The sequence below is a fragment of the Flavobacterium sp. KH_035 genome (genome assembly GCF_057839565.1).
In genome coordinates, this window is record NZ_CM174492.1 from 4226842 (window position 1) to 4246996 (window position 20155).

Annotated in this window: 17 protein-coding genes; 9 read left to right on the plus strand and 8 right to left on the minus strand. The window is 34.4% G+C overall.

The features are described 5' to 3' along the window. Window positions 1-17: 17 nt before the first annotated feature. The gene (locus AC3IS6_RS17365) at window positions 18-3116 is read left to right on the plus strand and encodes an efflux RND transporter permease subunit (RefSeq protein ID WP_489161202.1); all 3099 of its coding nucleotides are present in this window, start codon (window positions 18-20) and stop codon (window positions 3114-3116) included. A gap of 277 nt (window positions 3117-3393) precedes the next feature. On the opposite strand, the gene AC3IS6_RS17370 is transcribed toward AC3IS6_RS17365, so the two are convergent. Next, window positions 3394-3774 (minus strand): ankyrin repeat domain-containing protein, encoded by a 381-nt coding sequence (locus tag AC3IS6_RS17370; RefSeq protein ID WP_173967489.1) that lies wholly within the window; start codon window positions 3772-3774, stop codon window positions 3394-3396. Window positions 3775-4129: 355 nt separating this feature from the next. Here AC3IS6_RS17370 and AC3IS6_RS17375 point away from each other — a divergent pair, with 355 nt between their 5' ends. Beyond that, a complete protein-coding gene (locus tag AC3IS6_RS17375) occupies window positions 4130-4669 on the plus strand; it encodes an SRPBCC family protein (protein WP_489161203.1) in 540 nt (179 codons plus the stop codon). Window positions 4670-4753: 84 nt separating this feature from the next. Here the strand turns inward: AC3IS6_RS17375 and AC3IS6_RS17380 are convergent, their stop codons facing one another. The 7 genes from AC3IS6_RS17380 to AC3IS6_RS17410 form a co-directional block, all read right to left on the minus strand. Further along, window positions 4754-5707 (minus strand): phosphoribosylaminoimidazolesuccinocarboxamide synthase, encoded by a 954-nt coding sequence (locus tag AC3IS6_RS17380; protein WP_489161205.1) that lies wholly within the window; start codon window positions 5705-5707, stop codon window positions 4754-4756. Window positions 5708-5802: 95 nt separating this feature from the next. Then, window positions 5803-6279: a GNAT family N-acetyltransferase gene (locus AC3IS6_RS17385; protein WP_489164927.1), complete on the minus strand. Its 477-nt coding sequence runs from the start codon at window positions 6277-6279 to the stop codon at window positions 5803-5805. Between the two features lie 111 nt (window positions 6280-6390). After that, a complete protein-coding gene (locus AC3IS6_RS17390; protein WP_489161207.1) occupies window positions 6391-8739 on the minus strand; it encodes a S9 family peptidase in 2349 nt (782 codons plus the stop codon). Between the two features lie 236 nt (window positions 8740-8975). Then, window positions 8976-9806: a Cof-type HAD-IIB family hydrolase gene (locus AC3IS6_RS17395; RefSeq protein WP_173967493.1), complete on the minus strand. Its 831-nt coding sequence runs from the start codon at window positions 9804-9806 to the stop codon at window positions 8976-8978. 138 nt (window positions 9807-9944) lie between these two features. After that, complete coding sequence (locus AC3IS6_RS17400; protein ID WP_489161209.1) at window positions 9945-10307, minus strand: DUF1801 domain-containing protein; 363 nt, start codon at window positions 10305-10307, stop codon at window positions 9945-9947. Window positions 10308-10324: 17 nt separating this feature from the next. Beyond that, complete coding sequence (locus AC3IS6_RS17405; RefSeq protein WP_396193432.1) at window positions 10325-10738, minus strand: c-type cytochrome; 414 nt, start codon at window positions 10736-10738, stop codon at window positions 10325-10327. A gap of 109 nt (window positions 10739-10847) precedes the next feature. After that, window positions 10848-11798, minus strand: coding sequence for a PhoH family protein (locus tag AC3IS6_RS17410; protein ID WP_173967496.1), 951 nt, complete (start codon window positions 11796-11798; stop codon window positions 10848-10850). Between the two features lie 238 nt (window positions 11799-12036). On the opposite strand from AC3IS6_RS17410, the gene AC3IS6_RS17415 reads away from it, so the two are divergent. From AC3IS6_RS17415 to AC3IS6_RS17445, 7 genes are all read left to right on the plus strand, one after another. Beyond that, window positions 12037-12864 carry an SAM hydrolase/SAM-dependent halogenase family protein gene (locus AC3IS6_RS17415; RefSeq protein WP_489161212.1) on the plus strand — a complete coding sequence of 276 codons (828 nt, stop codon included), beginning with the start codon at window positions 12037-12039 and terminating at the stop codon, window positions 12862-12864. A 276-nt stretch (window positions 12865-13140) separates the two neighbouring features. Beyond that, on the plus strand, window positions 13141-13437 hold the full coding sequence (locus AC3IS6_RS17420; RefSeq protein ID WP_489161214.1) for a putative quinol monooxygenase: 297 nt from the start codon (window positions 13141-13143) through the stop codon (window positions 13435-13437). 189 nt (window positions 13438-13626) lie between these two features. Next, window positions 13627-14352 carry a gliding motility-associated ABC transporter permease subunit GldF gene (gene gldF / locus AC3IS6_RS17425; protein ID WP_489161215.1) on the plus strand — a complete coding sequence of 242 codons (726 nt, stop codon included), beginning with the start codon at window positions 13627-13629 and terminating at the stop codon, window positions 14350-14352. Next, on the plus strand, window positions 14352-16037 hold the full coding sequence (gldG, locus tag AC3IS6_RS17430) for a gliding motility-associated ABC transporter substrate-binding protein GldG (protein ID WP_489161217.1): 1686 nt from the start codon (window positions 14352-14354) through the stop codon (window positions 16035-16037). The genes gldF and gldG overlap by 1 nt, the downstream gene beginning before the upstream one ends. Window positions 16038-16145: 108 nt before the next feature. Continuing rightward, window positions 16146-17264 (plus strand): DNA polymerase III subunit beta, encoded by a 1119-nt coding sequence (dnaN, locus tag AC3IS6_RS17435; protein ID WP_173967501.1) that lies wholly within the window; start codon window positions 16146-16148, stop codon window positions 17262-17264. Window positions 17265-17636: 372 nt separating this feature from the next. Next, window positions 17637-18266: a DsbA family oxidoreductase gene (locus AC3IS6_RS17440; RefSeq protein ID WP_489161220.1), complete on the plus strand. Its 630-nt coding sequence runs from the start codon at window positions 17637-17639 to the stop codon at window positions 18264-18266. A 635-nt stretch (window positions 18267-18901) separates the two neighbouring features. Beyond that, a complete protein-coding gene (locus AC3IS6_RS17445; protein ID WP_489161221.1) occupies window positions 18902-20143 on the plus strand; it encodes a DcaP family trimeric outer membrane transporter in 1242 nt (413 codons plus the stop codon). The last annotated feature ends 12 nt before the right edge of the window (window positions 20144-20155 follow it).

The window sequence follows — 20155 nt, forward strand, 5'->3', positions numbered from 1 at the left end:
TAAAAATACTTTTTAAAATGAACAAATTCATAAGAAACATTATAGCTTTTTCCCTGAAAAACAAGGCATTTACCTTTTTCTGGGTGGGAATATTGGCCGTTGCAGGATTCATTTCTTTCAAGAACATGCCCATCGATGCTTTTCCGGATGTAACCAATACTCAAATTATTATCATTACACAGTGGAATGGAAAAAGTGCTGAAGAAGTAGAACGTTTTGTCACCTCGCCTATTGAGATCTCCATGAACTCGGTACAAAAGAAAACCAGTGTTCGCAGTATCACAATGTTTGGTTTATCGGTCATCAAAATTATCTTTGACGATGGTGTTGATGATACTTTTGCTCGTCTTCAGGTCAATAATCTACTAAAGAATGTTTCTCTTCCAGATGATGTAGAACCGGATGTTCAGCCTCCTTATGGACCAACGGGCGAAATTTTCAGATATATTGTAAAAAGTGACAGCAGAGACAGTAGGGAATTACTAACGTATCAAAACTGGGTTATTGATAAACAATTGCGCTCTGTTCCCGGTGTTGCTGATTTAAATGTTTTTGGTGGACAAACTAAAACCTATGAAGTTGGTGTTGATCCTATAAAACTAGCCAAATACAACATTACACCGCTTCAGGTTTACAATGCTGTAAACGGAGGAAATCTAAATGTTGGTGGAGATATCATTGAAAAAAATGGTCAGGCCTTTGTCGTTCGCGGAGTTGGACTTCTAAAATCAATCCAGGATATCGAAAATATTATTGTAGACGATGCAAACGGAAATCCAATCTTAGTCAAAAATTTAGCAACCGTATACGAAAGTGCGATGCCAAGAGTCGGACAAACCGGTTTGGCTAAAAATGATGATGTTGTAGAAGGTATTATTGTAATGCGAAAAGGTGAAAATCCTCAAGAGACATTAGCCTTAATAAAAGCCAAAATAAAAGATCTGAACGACAATGTTCTTCCAAAAGACATCAAACTGGTAACCTTTTACGATCGTGATAATTTAATGAATTTCACGACCGAAACCGTAATGCATAATTTATTCGAAGGAATTATACTGGTTACTTGCGTGGTATTCCTTTTCATGGCCGACTGGAGGACTACCTTTACGGTTTCAATTGTAATTCCGTTATCACTATTATTTGCCTTCTTATGTCTAAAAATGATGGGAATGAGTGCCAACCTACTAAGTTTAGGTGCAGTCGATTTCGGGATTATCATCGATGGTGCTGTTGTAATGGTTGAAGGATTATTTGTAGTGCTAGATCATCGGGCGCATCAATTAGGAATGACTGCCTACAATAAAATTGCAAAAGGAAGTCTGATCAAAAAAACGGGAGCAGAAATGGGTAAAGCTATATTCTTTTCTAAGTTAATTATCATTACAGCCTTACTACCCATATTCTCCTTTCAGAAAGTAGAAGGAAAAATGTTCTCTCCTCTGGCCTACACTCTTGGTTTTGCTTTAATGGGAGCCTTACTTTTCACTCTGACACTGGTACCTGTTCTATCGCATATTTTATTGAACAAAAATGTAAAGGAAAAAAACAATCCGTTTGTCAATTTCTGGGATCGAATTGTAGGTAAAAGTTTTGCATGGACTTTTAAACATAAAGTAAAAGCATTAATTGGTTCCATAGCACTATTAGTCGCAGTTTTCTTCTCGGCTACATTTTTAGGTACAGAATTTTTACCGCAGTTAAATGAAGGAGCCTTATGGGTAACAGCCGAATTACCAATGAGTACCTCATTGCCTGAAAGTGTCAAAACTGCCGCCATAATTAGAAAAGATCTTGAAAGTTTTCCTGAAGTCAAAAATGTTTTATCACAAACCGGAAGAAGTAACGACGGAACAGATCCCAATGGTTTTGGATTTATACAGCTCCAAGTGGATTTAAAACCAAAATCGGAATGGAAACGAAAAATTACAATGGATGAATTAATTAACGAAATGGACGAAAAACTAAGAGTTCATCAGGGAATAACTTATAATTATTCTCAGCCTGTAATTGATAACGTAGCTGAATCTGTTGCTGGTTTTAAAGCCTCAAATGCAGTAAAAATCTATGGTGATGACCTTGATAAACTGGACGAATTATCCAATGAAGTTTTGGCACAAATAAAAAATATTCCAGGTATAAAAGATGCCGGAATACTTAGAAACGTTGGACAGCCTGAGATAAGTGTTGTCCTCGACAGAGATAAAATGGCTGCTTACGGCGTAACATTAAGTGATGCACAAGCTGTTTTGGAACTGGCTTTTGGAGGAAAAACAGCCACTCAAAAATATGAAGACGACAAAAAATTTGATGTAAGAGTCCGCTTTTCGAAAGAATATCGTAAAGATGAAAATGATATAGCAGAACTTAAAGTTCCAACTATCAGCGGAATAAAAATTCCGTTAAAAGAGATTTCCGATTTAAAAACTATAACTGGTCCAGCCTTTATCTACAGGGATAACACCAAACGTTTTATTGGAGTAAAATTCTCTGTACGTGATCGTGACTTAGGAAGTACTATTGCAGAAGCACAGGCAAAAGTAGCTAAAATGAAACTTCCAACTGGCTATACCGTTGGTTGGACAGGAGAGTTTGAAAATCAAGTTCGTGCCAGTGCCCGATTGGCTCAGGTTGTACCTATTAGTTTAATTGGAATTTTTGTACTGTTGTTTATATTATTTGGAAACATTAAAGATTCTCTTTTGGTTTTAGCCAATGTTCCTTTTGCCATTATTGGAGGAATTATTGCCCTGCATCTAACCCGAATGAATTTTGGAATCTCGGCAGGTGTTGGTTTCATCGCATTACTTGGAATATGTATTCAAAACGGTGTGATTCTGATCTCTGAGTTTCATCATAATCTAAAGGCAAAATTCTCACTCGAAGAATCTATTTTTATGGGAGTAAAAGCCCGAACAAGAGCTGTGGTTATGACTGCTTTAATGGCTTCGATAGGTTTAATGCCGGCGGCTATTTCTACAGGAATTGGCTCTGAATCACAAAAACCATTGGCAATTGTTATCATTGGAGGTTTAATTACTGCAACGATTTTAACCCTCTTGGTTTTCCCAATCATTTTTTGGGTATTCAACCGTAAAAAACACGTTCCAATTGAATAAAGAGTTTTAAGATATATTAATTTGGTTAAATTAATTTGATTTCGTTTTAACGAAAAAGCACCATTAGAAAATAATGGTGCTTTTTTTATAATTTAAGAAAAATAAACTCTCCTGTATTCTTTAATATCATTTTAAAACTTTGTGATTCTCTGTGTATTTTCTGTATGGCTTTGTGAAATAATAGTACAAAAAAGACAGCACCCATATAAAATGAAAAACGACCTTCTGCTCAAGGAAGGTCGTTTCATATACTAATTCAAAAACTCGATTTAAACTTTTATTTTAAATCTTTCAAAATGTCTATTGCTTCTGTTGCGTTTGATAATTGTGCATATTTCAAAGCGGTAAAACCTTTTTCATTTCTAGCAGAAGCATCAGCTCCTTTTGCTAATAATACTCTCATAATATCCACTTTGTTATAACGGGCAGCGATCATTAAAGGTGATAAACCTTCTGACATTTCGTTTACGTCAGCTCCATATTCTAATAATTTTTTAACGAAATCTAAATCTCCTTTACCAACAGCCACATTTAATGGTGTTGAAAAACTATTTACGATTTCCAATTGTGGTTTCACAATTGATGTTTGATTTGATGCCATTGCTACATTTGCAAATGCTACTAAAGCAACTCCTAGATAAATGATTGAATTTTTCATAATGATTGATTGTTAATTGTTGATTGATTGATGATTTTTAAATTCTATGTAAATGTAATTCTATTTTATGTATTATGCATAACAAAGTACCATGTTTTAACTAATTCTTAACATTCAATTAATAAAAGCGATTTAAAGTAATTTGAATGTTAACTACCAGCTTTCTTAATAGACGCTTGTAACCCCAATATGTTACAGTTTACAGTAAAAAAATATATAAAATCTTATTTTTTTTTCCACGTTGCAAATACGAACCGTAACTTTAATAACTTTACAAAACAAAAAGCCTTATAAATAAAGGAGTTATACATTAACCAGCCGAACGAAAAAAAAGAACAACCTAAAACCACAAACTATGAAAATCCTAAAAAGAATTCTAATCATTCTAATTCTTATTGTAGCTATCGTCCTGATTACAGCTTATTTTATGCCTAAAAATTATGCTATAGAAAGAGAGATTACCATCAACAAACCAGTTGACAGCGTTTTTAATTATGTGAGATCTCTTAAAAATCAAAATGAATTTAGCGTTTGGGCTAACCTTGATCCCAAAATGAAAGCAACCTATAAAGGAACTGATGGAAATGTTGGTTCAATCTCGGCCTGGGAAAGCGAAGTAAAAGAAGTTGGAAAGGGCGAACAGGAAATCACAAAGATTACGGAAGGAAAACGCATTGACTTTGCTTTACGTTTCAAAAAACCAATGGACGACACAGCGATCGGTTTTATGTCGACAGAGACCGCACCTGGAAATCAAACCAAAGTAAAATGGGGAATCAGTGGTGTCATTCCTTACCCTATGAATATTATGCTTCCTATGATGAAAATGGACCAAATGATTGGTAATGACCTGCAAAAAGGTCTTGAAAATTTAAAAGCCAAAATGGAAGAATAAAATTGATAGAACCCATTTTATATAACAAACCCGACAACTTTTAAAAACTTGTCGGGTTTAGTAATATGGTAGGTATAAAAATTATTATTTTCCTGAAAGATACTCTAATACATTTTTATCGATACGTTGGTCAATATTATCGATATCAGCTTTTACAAACTTTTCTCCCAAAATATTTTCGTACAATTCGATATATCGCTCCGAAACTGACTGGATATATTCGTCTGTCATATCCGGAATTTGTTGTCCTTCCTGACCCTGAAATCCATTTTCGATTAACCAGCGACGCACAAACTCTTTTGACAATTGTTTTTGTTCCTCTCCTTTTTCCTGTCTTTCCTGATATCCGTCAGCATAGAAATAACGCGAAGAATCAGGTGTATGTATTTCATCAATTAAAACAATAACACCATCTTTCGTTTTTCCAAACTCATATTTAGTATCTACCAAAATTAAGCCACGGCTTGCTGCTATTTCAGTTCCTCTTTGAAACAAAGCACGGGTGTATTTTTCTAAAACAAGGTAATCTTCTTCAGAAACAATTCCCTTTGATAAAATGTCTTCACGCGAAATATCTTCATCGTGAGAGCCATTATCAGCTTTTGTAGTTGGTGTAATAATAGGTTCCGGAAATTTATCGTTCTCTTTTAAACCTTCTGCCATTGTAACGCCGCAGATTTGTCTTCTTCCGGCAGCATATTCACGTGCAGCATGTCCTGAAACATAACCACGAATCACCATTTCTACTTTAAAAGGCTCACATAAATGTCCCACAGCTACATTAGGATCCGGAGTTGCAATCAACCAATTTGGTACAATATCCTGCGTTAACTCCATAAATTTTGTTGCAATCTGATTCAGAATTTGTCCTTTGTACGGAATTCCCTTTGGTAAAACCACATCAAAAGCCGAAAGTCTGTCGGTTGCAACCATTACTAAAAGATTGTCATTGATATTGTAAACCTCTCTTACTTTTCCGCGGTAAACCGATTTCTGATCTGGGAAATTAAAGTTTGTAGTTGTAATTGTATTACTCATTATTCTAGTGTTGTGTTGTTTTTTATGAATGCAAATTTAAAACTAATTAAAAGAAAAAAAGAACCTATTCAGATTCTTTTTTTTTAGTCGCGGTCTCAATTGCAGTTACCAGTTTGTAAACTGCTACTCTTATTACTTTCCGCATTTGTTAATTCCATATGTAAAATAGGATATGGTTTTCCGCAACCATCTAAATCAGAAATAGATTGTACTTCAAAGCCAAAATGTTTATAGAACTCCAGAGCTTGTGCATTATCTTTATTAACATCCACTTTTGTCACCTTTAAATTTTGAATTGCATACAGCAAAAGAGCTTTTCCGATGCCTGTTCCAATTTCATTTGCCGAGACAAACAACATTTCTAAATTTTCATTTTTAGTGCCCATAAAACCAATAATTTTCTCTGCCTCATTTTTTACACCATGCAATGTTACGTGCTCAAAAAAGCCTGGAATCAACTTCTTATAAAATTCAAAATCTTCATTCTTTAAAAAATCGTGTGTAGCCTTTACCGAAGATTCCCAAACACTCATTAATGCTTTATGCTCCCTATTATCTATTTTGTAAATCACTTTATCCAAAATTTTAAATGTCAATTTCTAATTGTTCGTTTTTCTAAGGATAGTCGTAGTCTCAGTCGCAGTTTACAGTTTACAAACTGCGACTGAGACTACGACTAAAAACTACTTTTTCAGTAAAGTCGAATTAAACAAATTCAGGATTCTGCTGTATTCGTCAATCCAGGAATAGGTTTCTTTAAATCCGTGTGCTTCAACAGGAAATGAAGCCAGACTCCAGTTCTTTTTCTGAAGTTCGATAAAACGTTGTGACAGGCGAACAATGTCTTTATATTCTACATTATCATCTACCATTCCGTGTAACATTACCAGATTTCCTTTTAAATTATCAGCGTAATAAATAGGAGAACTTTTTTTGTAGGCCTCCGGATCTGTTTCAGGAAAGTTTAAAATGTTTCCGGTATATCCGTGATTGTAATGCGCCCAATCTGTAACAGAACGTAAAGCAGCACCCGAAGCAAATTCACCAGGAGTGGTTAACATTCCCATTAAAGTAATAAAACCACCGTATGATCCACCATAAATACCAACTCTGCTGGCATCAATTCCGTATTTTTCTACTAAATATTTTTTACCATCAAGATGATCTGACAAATCTTTTCCTCCCATAAAACGGTAAATTCCGGTTCTGAAATCGCGTCCGTAACCATCACTTCCTCTATAATCTATGTCTAAAACCGTGTATCCTAAATCAGTCAGTAAATTATGAAACATATATTCTCTGTAATAGTTGCTCCAATAATTGTGTGCATTTTGCAGATAACCCGCACCGTGAACAAAAATAATTGCCGCTTTGTTGGCATTTTCCGTTTTTGGTGTATACAATCTTGCATTTACAGGAGTTCCATCCTGTGCTTTGAAAGTAATTACCTCAGGTTCTCTCCATTTGTAATCTTTGAAACTTTCAGAAACAGAAGATGAAATTTGTTTTAAAGTAGTATTCTTTTTATTGTCGGCGACATAGAAATCCCAAGGAATATTTTTATACGAGTAACGCACCAAAAGTAATTTTTCATCAGGAGAAATGACTACTTCATGTGCACCGTCTTTGGTTAAAATAGATTCCAAAGTACCGCCGGCAGCAGGTAATTTATAAAAGTTTCTGTTTCCCGGATGTGTAGTGTTGGTCGTTAAATAAAATGTCTTTTTATCGTTAGACAGGGTCACATCACGAACTTCCCAATTTCCACTGGTTAATTGTGACTTCTTACCTGTTTTTAAATTATAGGTATACAAATGGGAGTACCCTGTAACTTCTGACTGAAAATAAATGGTTTCATTATCTGCTAAAAAGCCAAGAACTCCCGAATCGAATGAATAAGATGGAATTCCGGGACCAGCAATCCACGCATCATCATGCTGATGCTCAATTTCTTTAAACGATCCGTTCTCAGCATTCAAACTTACCAGCCATCTGTCTTTGTTGTCCTGGCTTCTAAGTTCAACAATTGCCAAAGAACCGTTTTCGTTATACACAGGAGCCTGAGCAGTAATCAATCGGTCTTCCTTTGCTTTATTTTTTAAATTATCGTAAGCTTCATAATACTTCGGATTATCCTGAATATGACTTAAAGTCGAGAAATTCACAAAATACACACTGTCTTTAGCAACAGAGTAAATTCCGAATTTCGTTTTGACAAGATTTGCCGTTGAAACCTTCTCTTTTGTATTAGGCGTTTGATTATAACCATCATCCGTTATAAAAACCTCCATTTTTTCTTTTTTATTATCTGATTCTTCAGCTAAACTAAAAGTGGCAAAATTTCCGTTTGGATTGGCTTTTAAATTGTAAAAGTTATCTTTACCATAATAATATTCTTTAGCAAAATCAGATTTAACGGCTTTGCTTTTGGCAAGATTCCACTGTTTTTTGGCTGCTGCATCCCTGATAAACTGAAATAATTCTTTTTGTTGTGTCTTTAAAAAGGAATCTTTTTCGGGAGTTTTCTCCTTTTTTACTCCTTTAGTAAAGTTTGTTATTTGCAAAACGGTTCCCTCTTTTGCATTGTATTTAAAAATGTTGTCGTTTTGCTCGAAAAATACCATCCCTTCTGCACTACCAAGTTCTACATTAGAAACCGGAGTACTTTGCTGAAGAATTTTTTTAACTGTTTTGGTACTGATTGAATACGAATACAAACCTCCTTTATCGCTATAATACACTACATCTGAAGTTGGTTTTCTTTTAAAATCCAGTTTCGAAAAAGCAGCTTCTTTAGGTTCCACCAAAACAGGCTTTACTGCTCCTTTTTGCCAGGAATACGTATTTGCGCCTAAATCATTGGTTGGATTCCATTCAAAATATACTTTTTTTCCATCCAAAGACCAGCGGCCGTAGGTAGGTTGATTTCCAATAAAAGATTCGCCTTTCATTATTTCTTCCAATTTCAAAGTTTGGCTATTGCCCGAAATCGCAAGCGTAAAAAAGGCAAGGATAAAAATGTTTTTTGTCATGGTATAGTTTTTTGATAAAACAAAAATACACTTTGAAAATTATTAAAAAAATGTTTTTACAACTTCACGCATTCAATCACTTATCATTCTCAAAAAAAATCCCCGAAGATCACTTCGGGGATTCGCAAATTTTATGATACCATAAAGGCATAAACTTCCTGTACTCTATCTATTGTAAAGAATTGCTAAGTCCTGAAAATGTTCAAAATTAACAACTAAGAAAAATGATTAAAAAATTAACTAACAGCCAATTCTTTATTCAGAATCTTTGAGGCTATATATTTTGCAACTCCGTCTTCGGCATTGGTTTTAATTACTTCCAGTTCTGGTAACGTTTCTTTTAACAAAGCCGGAGCATTTCCCATAATTAAACCTTTTCCGGTTGCTGATAACATTTGTACATCGTTAAACCCATCACCAAAGGAAACGGCTTCTTCCAAAGAAAACCCTTCTTTTTCTAAAACACGCTGAATTGAAACCGCTTTATCAACTGATTTATCCATGAATTCCAAACAAGTCGGCAAACTAAAAGCATGGTGTAAATCACTTGAAGAATTTGCTAAAACGGCATCTTTTAAGGCTACTAGTTTTTCATGATTCTCATGAGAAAAGAATATTTTAATGGCTCCAAAATCTTCCAGCGTCTTATAATCCACTAATTCCGGACGGTATTTTAATTCGGCTTGAAAAGCATTTAGTTTTTCATTTACCCTATTGGTTTGCCAAACATTTTCTTTGAACAAAACTACTGTGATTTCCGGGTCAATATCCACATTTAAAGCTGCTTTTACCACGTCGCTTTTTAAATCGAACGCAAAAAGTTCTTCTTTTTCAGGGGAATGAATCCTTGCTCCATTTGAACTTACAAGATAAACCGGAACTTCAAGCGTTGCAACAATAGCCATCGCATCGAGATGATGACGACCTGTAGCTACTACGATAAGATAATTTTGATTGTGTAGTTCCTGAAAAATTGATTTGGTATAATCTGATATTCGATGTTGAGGGTTGAGTAAAGTTCCGTCTAAGTCACTTACTACAACTTTTATATTTTTAAGCTTTGTCATATTAAAATTCAGGTATTTATCAGTTGCAAAAATACTGCTTTGTATGCAGAAGAGCAAAGATTTCCGGCTCTGAAAGCACCAAATACGACAAGTTTATTATATATTTAACTATTTCGTTAAATACTGCATTTTAAACATTTAAACTTTAATAATTCCGTTTTTGTATAAATTTAAAGCTTGTTCCAGAATCTTCTCAATTCTTTCTATGGGTAAATCTTCCTTAGCATCGAGGAGCATAATTTTCATTCTGGATCGGGCTTCCTGAAGCAAAAATGGTTCTTCAAAATGTTTCCCTTCTACAATTCCGATATAAGGCTGTTTGTATTTTTTGTGCGTCCATAAATAACAAAACATTTTTCCTTTATAACAAAAAAAAGGCATTCCATATTTTAAAACGTTGGTAATGTCAGGATCTTGTTTGAGAATAATTTCTTTTACAGCAAGAAATATCCCTTTTATGGGTTCTTCTTGTTTTAGGTAGAAATCATCCAGTTGTTTCATTTTACAATTTAATCTATTTACTTTTTCAAATAATAAAATATTGCCTCAGCTTCACTTTTATTAAAAACAAAGCTATGAAAATAGGAGTTGTAATTCGACCACTCTTTAATTGCTAAAGCATCTTTATTGCCATTCCTTAACAAACTGTCTTGTTTTGTAATATAATCTCTAAAAAAATCAACTCTATACTTTTGATTTTTAATAGAATATTCTAAAAAATTATCCTTTGCTCCTTTGTTTGCGTGACAACCTAAACAATTCTTTTCAAAATATTTTTTTCCGATACCCTCCAGCAAAATCTCTTTTTTCTGCATCGCTAATTTTTCATAAAACTCATTTTTCTGAATTTCTTTTTTATTACATGAAATCAAACAAAAAAATGATACGAAAATCAATATTTTAATTTCACATATACAGCTTACTTTATTCATCAAAAAAAATATTCGTTTTACACCTCTCTACTCAAAGATAGGCATAAAACGAATATTAATAAATGTCAAAACACATTTCACGATTTACATTTGACATTTTATAAAAAAATTAATCGTGATTTTCTATTTGTTTGTAAGCGTCAATTACCTTTTTGACTAATCTGTGACGTACAATATCTTTATCGTCGAGATAAATAATTCCAATTCCGTCAACGTCTTTTAAAACCAGAATAGCTTCTTTCAGACCTGAAATGGTTCTGCGTGGCAAATCGACCTGTCCGGGATCACCTGTTATCATAAATTTGGCGTTTTTTCCCATACGGGTCAAAAACATTTTCATTTGCGAATGCGTGGTGTTTTGGGCCTCATCCAGAATTACAAAGGCATTATCAAGCGTACGTCCGCGCATAAAAGCCAAAGGCGCAATCTGAATAATTCCTTTTAAAATGTAATCTTCGAGCTTTTCATTGGGAAGCATATCTCGTAAAGCATCGTAAAGAGGCTGCATATAAGGATCCAGTTTTTCCTTCATATCGCCAGGTAAAAAACCCAGATTTTCACCTGCTTCTACCGCTGGTCGGGTCAATATGATCCTTTTTACTTCTTTGTCTTTAAGTGCTTTTACCGCCATTGCAACACCTGTGTAAGTCTTTCCGGTTCCGGCAGGTCCTACCGCAAATACCATGTCATTTTTTTTGATGGTATCTACCAGTAATTGCTGGTTAGGCGTCATGGCTTTAATAATTTTACCGCCAACACCATGAACTAGTATTTTGTCATGATCGTATGCTTTTTTTTCATCCTGACCATCACTCATGATTACGCGTTCGATTACATTATCGTCAATGTTGTTGTATCGGGTAAAATGAAGCATAAGCCTCTGAAACCTTTTTTCGAATTCATCCAAAACTTCTTTTTCGCCAAATGCTTTCAAAGTGGTACCTCTCGCTACTATTTTAAGCTTTGGGTAGTACTTTTTAATGATTTCAAGATGAGTGTCTTGAGCGCCCCAAAAGTCTTTTGGAGCGATGTCTATGAGCTCGATAATTCTTTCGTTCAAATGAGATAGTTTTAAATTAAAAATAAATCAGTTTTTATAAATCAGTAGTTGTCGGGTCTTTTTTAGTCGCAGTATCGATGGTGGTTTTCAGTTAGTGTGACTGAGACTGAAAACTCAGATCAATAATTGCAATTTATCATTTCATTTTTTCGTTTTTGCAATTACTATTACTAGCTTTGCATTTCTCAAATTTAATGAAAATTAGATTTAAATACTACCAATAGTTATAAACAAAATTATGTCAATAATTACCCTCACTACCGATTACGGCTTAAAAGACCACTTTGTTGGTTCGCTAAAGGGTAAAATATTATCTGAGTATCCAGAGGTTACACTTGTTGACATTTCGCATGACATTGACCCATTTAACACAGCCGAAGCAAGTTACGTTATCGGCGCATCCTATTTAAGCTTTCCAAAAGGAACCGTCCACCTGATTGGGGTAGATATCGAACGCAATAAAGAAAATCAGCATATCGCCATGCAATGGAACGATCACTACTTTATTTGTGCCGATAATGGTATTTTGAGTATGCTTACGCAAAAGATTGTTCCGCAGAAAATTGTTTCCGTCAACATTCACGATCGATTCCCGAGTGAATTTAGTGATTTGGATATTTTTATTAAAGTAGCCTGCCACATTTCAAAAGGAGGTCTGCTTAATGTTATTGGTAAGGAAATTAAAGAAATCAAGCAAATCACAGAATTACAACCCGTAGTTGCCAGTGATAACAACTCTATAAAAGGATATGTGATCTATATCGATCATTTTGGAAATGTGGTGACCAATATCTCTAAAAGACAATTTAACGAAGTTGCAAAAGGACGATCTTATGAAATTGTCATGAAACCCAAAAGCATCAAGGCTATTTTACCAAATTACTCTGCAATAGCAAGCTCGGAGAAATACCCGATAAAAACCTATGAAGGCGAAAAATTAGCAATTTTTAACGAAGCCGGCTTTCTTGAAATTGCTATTTTCAGAAGCAACCCTTCCAAGGTGGGCTCTGCCAATAGTTTGTTAGGATTGAATTACAGAGATGTGATTACGATTAAGTTCTCTTAAATTATACTTTAGATTTCGGATTATAGATTTACAGCGATTCTTTTATTCTTTAGAGAGCGTGTAAATTTCACTACGAAATCCTATAAAAATTTAGCATTTTGCAAACAGACTTATCCCTCCATACTCCCACTCTATTTGAAAGAGAATATAACGACCAAAAAAGTGCTTTTATAATATTTTAAATTTTCTCAAAAAGAAGAATCAATTTTGGTATTTTTGCGCACCTGTAACAGATTTTCAATCTAAAGTCTAAAACAGAAATCTAAAATTACAACTATGTTTGTTCGAATAGTAAAAATGAGTTTTCATGAAGAAAAAATTCCTGCTTTTCTGGAGAATTTCGAAAGCGTGAAAGACAGAATACGAAAAGCTGATGGAAATCGTTTTTTAGAACTGTATCAGGATAAAAATGACAAATGCATTTTTTTTACCTATAGTTACTGGGAAACCGAAGAGGATTTGGAAAATTACAGACAATCTGAACTTTTTAATACGGTTTGGGACTTTACCAAAAAACTTTTCAATGCTAAACCCGAAGCATGGAGTGTGGATAAACTGGTTAGTTTAAATTAGTTTGTTTCAAGTTTCAAGTTTCATGTTATATACTGGATTTGAAAATTGCAATCCTTTAACGCAAAGAACACAAAGATCATATTTAAAAGGTTTGATAAAACGCAAAGTTCGCAAAGGAAAGCAACCTGAAACTTGAAACTTAAACAAAAAAATTACACGATTAAACAAATAAACGAATAAACGTTATACATGAAATCAATCATTTTAAGAGAGATAAAATCCTTTTTTGGTTCTCCTATCGGCTATCTGGTCATTGCAATTTTCTTAATCAGCAATGGATTATTCTTATGGGTATTTGAAGGAGATTACAATATATTAAACACCGGTTACGCCGATTTAACTCCGTTTTTCACCTTAGCTCCGTGGATTTTAATTTTCCTGATTCCGGCGGTTACCATGAGAAGTTTCTCTGATGAAAAAAAGCAAGGAACACTTGAATTGCTATTAACAAAGCCTTTATCGATTTGGGAAATCGTAAACGGAAAATTTATTGGCTCTCTCCTATTAATTGTTTTAGCAATTATTCCAACGTTTATTTACGTGAAAGTAATATCGAATTTAGGTTCTCCTGAAGGGAATATCGATATGGGAAGCACTATAGGTTCTTACTTCGGATTGTTGTTTTTGATTGCAGCTTATTCTGCAATTGGAATCTTTACCTCTACCCTGTCTGAAAATCAGATTGTAGCTTTTATTATTGCGGTTTTTCTATGTTTTATCCTTTATTTTGGCTTTGAAGGTTTAGCGTCATTGATTCCGGGATCTTCTGGTATTATTTCGGCATTTGGCATGCAGGATCATTTTAAAAGTATGAGTCGGGGCGTAATCGATACCCGTGATGTAATTTATTTTTTAAGCATCACTGTATTGTTTCTGTCGTTTACTGTTTATCAATTAAAATCTTTTAAAGCGTAATGAAGTCATCTACTCAACAAAATATTAAAACATTAGGGATTACTGTTTTTGTTTTAATCGTTTTAAATGTATTGGGAAGTTTATTTTTCCACCGATTCGATTTAACCAAAGACAAACGATATACCTTATCTGAAACTTCTTTACAGATCATAAAACAGGTCAAAAACCCGCTATCGATCAAGATATATATGCAGGGCGAGCTTCCTGCAGATTTTAGACGCCTCCAACAAGAAACCCGTCAGTTATTGGAGGAATTTCAGGCGTATAACAGCAATATTGTTTTTGAATTCGTTAATCCTTTAGAAAACGAAGACGAAAGTATGGATGTTATCAAATCGCTTTATCAAAAAGGTCTTACGCCCATAAACATTACTGTCGACGACAAAGGCAAACAATCGCAGGCTATGGTTTTCCCGTGGGCTGTTGCGGTTTACAACAATAAAGAAGTCAATATTCCTTTGTTGAAAAACATAATGGGAGCCTCTACAACACAAAAAGTAACAGGATCGATTCAGCATTTAGAGTATTCAATTGCCGATGCTATTAATAAAATCAGTAAAGACAGACAAAAGAAGGTTGCCATTATAAAAGGAAATGGAGAGTTGAACGAAATTCACATTGCCAAAATGCTACAGCAAATTCGCGAAAGCTATTATATTGGTCCATTCACATTAGACTCTGTAGCCAAAAGTCCGGCTGAAACTTTAGCCGCTCTTAAAAAATACGACTTAGCCATTATTTCAAAACCTACAGAAACTTTCTCTGACGAAGAAAAACAGGTTTTAGATCAGTTCATCATGAACGGAGGCAAAACATTATGGCTAATAGATCAGGTAGCTGCTGACATGGACAGTCTTTACAACCAGGCAGGTGCAACTCTGGCGTACCCAAGAGATCTGAATCTGAACGATATGTTTTTTAAGTACGGTTTCAGAATCAATCCTGATCTGATCAAAGACGAACAAGGAAGTCCGATTAAACTGGCTACCGGCGAACAAGGAAGCGCTACACAATATCAGGATTTTGTATGGAAATACGCTCCACAAGTGTACCCGACCAGCCAACATCCGATTGTGAAAAATTTGGGTGGAATCCGATTTGATTTTGCGAGTCCGATTGATACTTTAAAGAACGGAATTAAAAAAACGGTTTTACTGCAATCCTCTCAATATTCGAAAGCAATTGGAACTCCTGCTCCAATCAATTTAAATATTGTAACCGAAAAAACTTCTCCTCAGGATTATCTAAACAAAGGAAATATTTCCCTTTCGGTATTATTAGAAGGTTCATTCCATTCTGCTTTTGAGAATCGCGTTTTACCATTCAAGGAAAACTCCTTCTTGGCAAAGGGAAAACCAAATAAAATGATTGTGATAGCTGATGGTGATCTGGCCAGAAATCAGTTAGACAAAAATATGATGCCAGTCGAATTGGGTTATGATCAGCGTACCGGAAACCTGTACGACAACAAAGATTTTATAATGAATTGTATTAATTATTTATTGGATGATACCGGACTTATTAACATTAGAAGTAAAGATGTCAATCTTCCATTATTAGACAAAGAGAAAGTTTATGAAAATTACACACTCACACAATTCATAACTATCGGACTTCCAATTCTAATTTTATTGATTTTTGGACTCGCATTTACCTATATGCGAAAAAGAAAATACAGTAAGTAGATGTTAATAAAAAAATTGCTAAACTTAAGATTGTTTACGATATATTTGTAAAACCTATCTTAGTTGAGGAAAAACTAAAGAAAAGAGCAAAAAAATAAAACAATAGAGATGAAATTTATAGTATCGAGTTCGTACTTATTAAAACAATTACAAGTTTTAGGTAGTGTAATTAACAGCAACAATACGTTGCCTATTTTAGACAACTTTTTATTTGAACTAGACAACAGCGAACTGACAGTTTCGGCTTCGGATCTTGAGACTACAATGTCTGCTACATTATCAATCGATTCTACAAGTAAAGGAAGCGTTGCTGTGCCAGCTAAACTTTTGCTTGAAATTTTAAAAACGTTTCCGGAGCAGCCTTTAACTTTTACCGTTGAAGAAAACAATACCGTTGAAATTAGTTCTAACTCTGGGAAATATGCTTTAGCATATGCTGCCGGTGAAGAATTTCCAAAATCAGTGAGTCTTGAAGAACCATCAGTTACACTTGTTCCTGCTGATGTTTTGGCAACTGCAGTAAGTAAAACTATTTTTGCCGCAGGAAATGATGATTTGCGTCCGGTAATGTCCGGAGTTTTCTTCCAATTCTCTCCTGAAGGGTTAACTTTTGTAGCAACAGATGCTCATAAATTGGTAAAATATGCCCGTACAGATGTAAAAGCATCACAGGTAGCTGATTTTATCATGCCAAAGAAACCTTTAAATATCTTAAAAAGTATTTTAGGAACTTCTGATGCAGAAGTAAAAATTGAGTACAACGATTCAAATGCAACTTTCTCATTTGACAACTATATTTTAACATGTCGTTTGATTGATGGAAAATACCCTAACTACGAAGCGGTAATTCCTAAAGAAAATCCAAACAAATTAATGATTGACCGTTCTTTATTTTTAAGTTCAGTTAAGCGTGTGGCGATTTTCTCAAACAAAACTACACACCAAATTCGTTTAAAAATTGCCGGAGCTGAATTAAATGTTTCTGCAGAAGATATTGATTACTCCAACAAAGCCGAAGAAAGATTAACTTGTGATTATCAAGGAGATGATCTTCAAATTGGTTTTAACTCTCGTTTTTTAACTGAAATGCTGACTAACCTGCAATCTGATATGATTATGTTGGAAATGTCATTACCTAACAGAGCAGGAATCCTTACACCGGTAGACGGTTTAGAAGAAGGAGAAACTGTTACTATGCTGGTAATGCCTGTAATGTTAAATAGTTAACATCAAAACTTCTTTTTGTTACAGAGATTTTTTTTAGTTTCAAATTAAAGACATATCATTGTAAAAAAAAATAACATCGCTATTAACCAACCATTTTTTATACCTAGAAACCGCAATTCTTTTTTTAAGATTTGCGGTTTTTTATTTTTGTTTCTGAGTAGATGTTTCAGGTTTCAGATTTCAGATTGAAATGCGATCAAAGATCGAGCTGTTTTTTACCACAAAGTGTGCTAGGTTTTTCTATACTCTACAGGTATCTTATAAATGTAAAAGTTCGCAAAGCTTTGTCTAAAAACGTCAAGAACTCTTTACGTTGAAATCAACACAAACTCGAACTTGAAACCCAAAACAAATTTTCCTTATTTTTGTAATATGAAAATAGAAATTTGGTCGGACATCATGTGTCCGTTTTGTTATATCGGAAAAAGACAACTGGAAACAGCTTTAGCTGAATTTCCAAATGATAAATTTGAAATTGAATGGAAAAGCTTTCAGCTCGACCCGACAATCACACCGCAATCAGGTAAAGATGTTTACACGTTTCTGGCGGAGCGAAAAGGTTTTTCTGTTGAGCAATCCATCGAAATGCACAAAGGTGTTACAGAACGCGCTAAAAGCGTAGGCTTGGATTATCACTTTGATAAAGCAATAATTTCAAATTCACTAACAGCACACCGTATCATTCATTTGGCAAAAACTAAAGACCTTGGTGATCAAATGGAAGAAATATTCTTTAAAGCTTACTTTACAGACGGAAAAGATTTAAACGATTCCCAAACCCTAATCAAATTAGGTATTGAAGCTGGTTTAGATCCAAAAGAGGTGAAAGAAGTCGTAGAAGACGAAAACCTTTTCTTAAATGATGTTCATTCTGATATACATGAAGCAAATCAGATTGGTGTACAGGGAGTTCCGTTTTTTGTTTTTGACCGAAAATATGCCGTTTCCGGAGCTCAACCAGTGGAGGCTTTTGTGAATACGATTAAAGAAATGCAGAAATAGCAATTTCAGAACAGCTTTATTAATCTGGTGCTCAATTTCAAAAAAATAACCTTCAACAGCTCTATATCTCAGATATTCAAACGAATTCATTCTTTAACCTTATGAATATCTGAGATTATAACTTATCCTAAAATAGAGCAAGTCATTTATACTACTTTTGCATCAAAAAAAGTTCGACTTAAATTCTTCGGTGCTATTTACATACACATGTAACATTATTCTTTATGCCTAACCCTTTTAAATTCAATTGATTTAATACACTCAATTGCATAATTATAAATTTTTCAGCTTTTAACTGTTTTATTTGTAAGATTTTGCAGTGTATTTTCATATATTTGTATGAATCGACTTTTATATATTAAATCTAATCCTGAGATTTTATGAAAAAGATGTTATCCTACTGCCTGAGATTTTTACTTTTTATCCCTTATTTAGTAAAACAAATATTCCTGAAGTATTTTCGATTTCAACAATATACTTATTCTACATAATCTACACCTATCTAATACCATCTTTAGCATTAAGAGACATTTCTATTTAGCATAGCTTAATTGATTCAAATCCATTACTAAAGCTCAGCAATTATAAAAATCATAGCCAACAACCTTTATTTTACCTCAATTTTTTTATCAATTATGAAACAAAATAAACTTTTAGCATTGATTCTCTGTTGTTTCGTTTTACTATTATCCAGCTCTGTACAGGCACAGTTTATGGCAGTAGAATCCAAAGATACTTTAAATGGAAAGCCAAAATTGACTGCAAAACTTATCGGCAGATTAAAATTAAACGGAATTTACGATGTCAGAGGAAGTCTTAGCGGCAATAGCTCATTTCTTATTCATAAAAATGATGTTTCAGGAAAAGATATACCTGCTTTTAGCATGGACATGCGACAATCGCAATTGCGTTTTGTAAGTACAATACAGCTCAATAATGGAAAAGAAATAAAATCAATGCTTGAAGCCGATTTTGAAGGAGCAAATAACACTTCTCAATTCAGACTGCGCCATGCTTGGGTTCAATATGATCATTGGACGGTAGGTCAAACCTGGTCAAATTTTGGAGACTCCTCCTTATGGCCTTCACCATTACTTGATTGGGATGGCCCTACAGGTATGGTACTTTCCCGCAGAATTCAGGTACGCTACACCGCTCGCTTTAAAGAAAACGGACATACTGCTTTTGAACTTTCTGCAGAATATATGGAACCACGTCGCTTGTACGATTACACCCTAAACCCCACTCATGGTGTAGATTACGCGCCCTCCAGAGCACCTGATGCTGTTGCAGGCATAAGATATGCTTTTGACAACAAAGGCTTTATAAAAGTGGCTGGACTTTATCGTAGTGTTGCTTACGATTCTGAAAATATTGCATCCGGAGAAACACAATTTGATTTTGCTTCCCAAAATGGTGGCGGTATCACAGCAATTACAAGTATCTTTTTTAGAAAAAAATCAGGCTTAGTAAATAATCTTCAGGCGCAATGGACAATAGGTAAAGGAATCGGTGATTATTTTCTGGCTTTGGGTGGCTCCGGTCTAGATGGTTTTGCCCGATCAGATTTTTCAGGAAAACTAGACCTTTTGCCTGTACATGCCGGTTTTATTTCGTACGAACGTTTCTTCAATAAAAAATTTCATTCCATGATTATGGCCTCTTACAATCATTTTTATGATGGGGCTGCCACACAGGCCGGATGGGACCGTATGACCAATTACCAGTTTACGCTTAACGCGTCTTACGACTTTTTTGATTTCCTTACTGTCGGACTTGAACCGCAAATAGGTTACAAACAACTGCAATATGCAGACGGAAACACTCAAGGAGCAAACGCTGTTCGAATCAATTTTGGAATGTTATTCAATTTCTAATATCAGGATTAA

Bases quoted from the DNA above. Each gene is read 5' to 3' on its own strand.
- gldF (WP_489161215.1), top strand. From the start codon at position 13,627: ATGAAATCAATCATTTTAAGAGAGATAAAATCCTTTTTTGGTTCTCCT.
- AC3IS6_RS17380 (WP_489161205.1), bottom strand. From the start codon at position 5,707: ATGAGTAATACAATTACAACTACAAACTTTAATTTCCCAGATCAGAAA.
- AC3IS6_RS17405 (WP_396193432.1), bottom strand. From the start codon at position 10,738: ATGAATAAAGTAAGCTGTATATGTGAAATTAAAATATTGATTTTCGTA.
- AC3IS6_RS17415 (WP_489161212.1), top strand. From the start codon at position 12,037: ATGTCAATAATTACCCTCACTACCGATTACGGCTTAAAAGACCACTTT.
- gldG (WP_489161217.1), top strand. From the start codon at position 14,352: ATGAAGTCATCTACTCAACAAAATATTAAAACATTAGGGATTACTGTT.
- dnaN (WP_173967501.1), top strand. From the start codon at position 16,146: ATGAAATTTATAGTATCGAGTTCGTACTTATTAAAACAATTACAAGTT.
- AC3IS6_RS17395 (WP_173967493.1), bottom strand. From the start codon at position 9,806: ATGACAAAGCTTAAAAATATAAAAGTTGTAGTAAGTGACTTAGACGGA.
- AC3IS6_RS17445 (WP_489161221.1), top strand. From the start codon at position 18,902: ATGAAACAAAATAAACTTTTAGCATTGATTCTCTGTTGTTTCGTTTTA.
- AC3IS6_RS17420 (WP_489161214.1), top strand. From the start codon at position 13,141: ATGTTTGTTCGAATAGTAAAAATGAGTTTTCATGAAGAAAAAATTCCT.
- AC3IS6_RS17375 (WP_489161203.1), top strand. From the start codon at position 4,130: ATGAAAATCCTAAAAAGAATTCTAATCATTCTAATTCTTATTGTAGCT.
- AC3IS6_RS17370 (WP_173967489.1), bottom strand. From the start codon at position 3,774: ATGAAAAATTCAATCATTTATCTAGGAGTTGCTTTAGTAGCATTTGCA.
- AC3IS6_RS17400 (WP_489161209.1), bottom strand. From the start codon at position 10,307: ATGAAACAACTGGATGATTTCTACCTAAAACAAGAAGAACCCATAAAA.
- AC3IS6_RS17390 (WP_489161207.1), bottom strand. From the start codon at position 8,739: ATGACAAAAAACATTTTTATCCTTGCCTTTTTTACGCTTGCGATTTCG.
- AC3IS6_RS17365 (WP_489161202.1), top strand. From the start codon at position 18: ATGAACAAATTCATAAGAAACATTATAGCTTTTTCCCTGAAAAACAAG.
- AC3IS6_RS17440 (WP_489161220.1), top strand. From the start codon at position 17,637: ATGAAAATAGAAATTTGGTCGGACATCATGTGTCCGTTTTGTTATATC.